The sequence below is a fragment of the Rhodopseudomonas sp. BR0C11 genome (genome assembly GCF_010820945.1).
GTDB classification, from domain to species: Bacteria; Pseudomonadota; Alphaproteobacteria; order Rhizobiales; family Xanthobacteraceae; genus Rhodopseudomonas; species Rhodopseudomonas palustris_H.
In genome coordinates this window covers 1-3,135 of record NZ_QTKI01000498.1, presented here as the reverse complement: position 1 = coordinate 3,135, position 3,135 = coordinate 1, and the positions used below count along the sequence as shown (strand labels likewise).

Here is a 3,135-nt window from a genome sequence, read left to right as displayed (position 1 = left end):
GGCGGTCGCTTCCAGCCGCGACAGCGCGGCAAGGCCGTCCATGGTGGCGACCGCGAAGTAATCACACAGCCGCCGCTCGGCGGTTGCGGAATCAAACACGTCGCGCGTCAATGGCGTGACGGCGGCGAGTTCGCGCAACGTCGGTGCCAGCTCGGTGTCGCTGTACAGCGCGTCCGGCACAATCGCTTCGTTCGGATTGATCCTCGCCAGCGTCGCGGCGAGCTCGGCGGTCGAACATTCGGTGACGTTGAATTCGCCGGTTGAAATGTCGATCCAGGCGAGGCCGATGCGATCGGCGCCGGCCGAGCCGCGGGCGCGCGCGATCGCCAGCAGGTAGTTGTTGGCGCGGGCATCGAGCAGTGTGTCTTCGGTCAACGTGCCCGGCGTGATCAGCCGCACCACGTCGCGCCGCACCACGCTCTTGCGGGCGCGTGCCGCTGCCGGATCTTCGGTCTGCTCGCACACCGCGACGCGGTGACCGAGCGCGATCAGCCGGTGCAGATAATCGTCAGCGCGCTCCACCGGCACGCCGCACATCGGGATATCTTGCCCGAGATGCTTGCCGCGCTTGGTCAGCGTGATGCCGAGTGCGCGTGCGGCAATCTCGGCGTCGTCGAAGAACAGTTCGTAGAAATCGCCCATCCGGTAGAACAGCAACAGACCCGGATTTGCGGCCTTGATCTCGTGGTACTGCTCCATCATCGGCGACATTTTGGCGGGCGCTTCCGGAGGCGGAGCGGCGTCGGGCGGCAGAGCGATGTCGGGGCGGATGGTCATGGCCCGATGCATAGCAAAAATCGCACCTTCGTTCCTACCTCGGGCGGCGAGCCATGCACGGGTTTCAACCGGGTGCGCGCCAGCCTGCGGCGGATTGACCTGTTCGGCGGCGCTTCCTACAACCCGGCTTCAAGTCCGGCGCCCCAGCCCGGATCGGCAAAATAGGGAGAGTTTCGATGGCCGACGTGTTTGTCTGCGACGCGGTGCGCACCCCGATCGGCCGTTACGGCGGTTCTCTCGCCAAGGTCCGGACCGACGATCTCGCGGCGGTGCCGATCAAGGCCCTGATGGCCAAGCATCCCGACATGGACTGGAGCGCGGTGGACGAGGTGTTCTTCGGCTGCGCCAATCAGGCTGGCGAAGACAACCGCAACGTCGCCCGCATGGCCGCGCTGCTGGCGGGCCTGCCGGATTCGGTGCCCGGCCAGACCCTCAACCGGCTGTGTGCCTCCGGCCTCGACGCGGTCGGCGCTGCGGGGCGCGCGATCCGCGGTGGCGAGATCGATCTGGCCATCGCCGGTGGTGTCGAGTCGATGACCCGTGCTCCGTTCGTGCAGGGCAAGGCGACCGAAGCATTCGCCCGCACCGCCGACATCTTCGACACCACGATCGGCTGGCGCTTCATCAATCCGCTGATGAAGCAGCAATACGGCGTCGACTCGATGCCGGAGACCGGCGAGAACGTCGCCGAAGAATTCCAGATCTCGCGCGCTGACCAGGACGCGTTCGCGATCCGCTCCCAGCAGCGCGCCGGTGCGGCGATCGCGGCCGGTTACTTCGCCGAGGAGATCGCGCCGGTGACCTATGCGGGCGGCAAGGCCGGCCCGATCACGGTCGACAAGGATGAGCATCCGCGTCCCGAAACCACGCTGGAAGGCCTCGCCAAGCTGAAGCCGATCGTGCGCAATCCGGGCACCGTGACGGCCGGCAACGCCTCGGGCGTCAATGACGGCGCCGCGGCGCTGCTGATTGCCTCGGAGGCCGCGGTGAAGAAATACGGCCTGACGCCGCGTGCCAAAATACTCGGCCTCGCCTCGGCCGCGGTGCCGCCGCGGATCATGGGCATTGGTCCGGTGCCGGCGACCAGGAAGCTGATGGAGCGGCTCGGGCTCAAGATCAGCGACTTCGACCTGATCGAGCTGAACGAGGCGTTCGCCAGCCAGGGCATCGCCTGTCTGCGCCAGCTCGGCGTCCAGGACGATGCCGACTTCGTCAATCCGCACGGCGGTGCGATCGCGCTCGGCCACCCGCTCGGCATGAGCGGCGCCCGCCTGGCGCTGACCGCGGTGCACGGCCTCGAAAGGCGCGGCGGCAAGCTCGCCCTCGCCACGATGTGCGTCGGCGTCGGCCAGGGCGTCGCGATGGCGATCGAGAAGGTGAACTAACGAAGATGCTACGTCATTGCCGGGCTTGACCCGGCAATCCATCCTCTTCGCAAAGGCTCGATGGATGCGCGGGTCAAGCCCGCGCATGACGCTGGGGTGTGGAGCGGCCCCGTGATCTCCCTCGCTCCGCTCTTGCGGGCAGAGGGGAAGAGCTACTCCATCACCGCAGCATGATCAGCAGCGGCTTCGCTTTGCTTACGCAGCGCGGCCTTGGTCGAGCCGATGATGATCGCCATCGGTACGGCGGCGGCAGTGAGGAACATCACCATCGCGTAGTCGTGCGAAAACGCGATGATCTGCGCCTGCATGGTGACGATCGCGTCCATCATCGCCTTGCCGGTGGTGGTCGACAGATCGATCATGCCGGTGACGTTGGGCATCTGCAGCGCGTCGTTGAACGGGTTAATGTGCTCGGTGAGGATCGCGTGCGCCGTGGTGGTGCCCGACGACAGCTTGGCGATTACTACCGAGATGCCGACCGAGCTCGCGACGTTGCGCACCAGCGTCAGCATCGCGGTGCCGTCGGTGCGGAGCTGCCCGGGCAGCGTCATGAATGCCACCGTCGACAGCGGCACGAACACGAGACCGAAGCCGAAGCCCTGGATGATGCTGGTGACGACCACGCTCGACACGCTGGTCTGATCGGTCCAGCCGGTCATCACGTAGAGCGACGCGCAGGTCAGCGACAGGCCGGTCGCGATCAGGGTGCGGGCCTCGATGTAGCGCATGATCCGCCCGACGATCATCATCGCCACGAAGGTGCCGCAGCCGCGCGAGGCGAGCAGCAGGCCGGCGGTCATGATCGGATAGCCTTCGACGTTCTGCAGGAACGGCGACGATAGCGCCATGGTGGAGAACAGCACCAGTCCCATCACGGTCATGAACACCACGCCGCCGACGAAGTTGCGGTCCTTGAAGATCGCGAACTGGATGAAGGGCCGCTCGGTGGTGAAGGAGTGGGCGAAGAAGTAGT

General features: G+C 66.3%; 3 protein-coding genes. 1 reads left to right on the top strand and 2 read right to left on the bottom strand.

From position 1 onward, the window contains the following. The coding region (locus tag DYI24_RS24075) for a MutS N-terminal domain-containing protein (RefSeq protein WP_502706371.1) at positions 1–777 on the bottom strand (777 nt) is incomplete at its 3' end. A gap of 176 nt (positions 778–953) precedes the next feature. Between DYI24_RS24075 and pcaF the strand changes: the two genes are divergently transcribed. Beyond that, positions 954–2,162 carry a 3-oxoadipyl-CoA thiolase gene (gene pcaF, locus DYI24_RS24070; RefSeq protein WP_164574117.1) on the top strand — a complete coding sequence of 403 codons (1,209 nt, stop codon included), beginning with the start codon at positions 954–956 and terminating at the stop codon, positions 2,160–2,162. A gap of 152 nt (positions 2,163–2,314) precedes the next feature. On the opposite strand, the gene DYI24_RS24065 is transcribed toward pcaF, so the two are convergent. Then, the coding region (locus DYI24_RS24065) for an MFS transporter (RefSeq protein WP_164574116.1) at positions 2,315–3,135 on the bottom strand (821 nt) is incomplete at its 5' end.

Excerpts from the sequence above, each read along its gene's own strand:
- pcaF (WP_164574117.1), top strand. The coding sequence starts at position 954 with ATGGCCGACGTGTTTGTCTGCGACGCGGTGCGCACCCCGATCGGCCGT.